This is a genomic window from Vibrio sp. 10N.261.55.A7, from assembly GCF_002877365.1.
GTDB lineage: Bacteria > Pseudomonadota > Gammaproteobacteria > Enterobacterales > Vibrionaceae > Vibrio.
In genome coordinates, this window is the sequence record NZ_MCWZ01000129.1 from 1 (window position 1) to 1,179 (window position 1,179).

The window sequence follows — 1,179 nt, forward strand, 5'->3', positions numbered from 1 at the left end:
AAATATTTGAGTAAATTTGAAGACAATATAAAAATATTCCTAAATAAAGAGGCGGAGCTTTCCGACATATTGATCTCTAACGATTTTGCTTCGACAGAACAGCTTCGCGCGGACATAACGGCCTATCAAAAAGGGTTTGAGACACTGGTGAGCGCGTATGACAGCTTCGGTCTAAAAGAGAACCAGAATTTACTTGGGCAATACAATGCTTCCTTAGAAAAATTGGAAACTGGCCTAGGGGATAAAGACCTAATTGACATCATTAGATTCGACAAAAAGCTTCGCTTTGGTGAATGGGATGACTCTTTAATCACCAATATTAGTGACTCGGAGTTCTTGGCCAATGCTCAAGCGATTCTTGACCAAGAACATGTCATAGGCGTGGCATACAATAAAGGACTCCTTGGGGCCACACGTAGCTTGTCTCATACAGTAGAAGAACAGTTCAAAACGTTCTCAGCAACGCTGGATGCAGAAGTCGAGCAATTTCAGTCAAAATTACTCGTCATCAAACAGGGTGTCACGGCTGGTATTATTATCTTCATCATTATTTTTATCTATCAAATCGCTCGCTCCATCAACGTTCAAGTTTCTCAATTACTCGTCGTTATTCAAGAAATAGCACGCTCTAACAATGTTTCCATGCGATCGGAACTCAGAGGTAACAATGAATTAGTGTCTATTTCGACCTACTTCAATAAGCTCCTTGATAAGCTAGAAGTACTGATTTCAGGAACTCAAAGTAAAGCAGGTCAACTCTCTAAGACGACAGATAACATGCATAACGAATTGCAAAATGTTATCTCACAGTTCCACGCTCAGGCTGACCACACAACCTCTATGGCAACGGCCGTTCAAGAGATGGTTGCTACTATCAATGAGATTTCGGAAAGCACAGCCGTCGCTGTTGAGGGTGTTCAACAAGCTTCAATCAATGCGCAAAATGGGCGTGAGGTTGTCAGCTCTACGGTTGATAACATAAGCGAACTTTCTAACATACTCGGAGAAAGCCAAACGTCTATTTCTTCTCTCAATGAGCATGTTGAAAAGATTGGTGGTGCGGTACACATTATCCAAGGCATTGCTGAGCAAACCAACTTACTTGCTCTTAATGCTGCTATTGAAGCCGCGAGGGCTGGTGAACAAGGCCGTGGCTTTGCGGTTGTTGCTGATGAAGTA

Annotated in this window: 1 protein-coding gene; it reads left to right on the forward strand. The window is 42.3% G+C overall.

Features of this window, described 5'->3' with window-relative positions; genetic code table 11:
- On the forward strand, positions 1 to 1,179 hold a 1,179-nt coding region (locus tag BCU12_RS08695), incomplete at both ends, for a methyl-accepting chemotaxis protein (protein WP_102403942.1).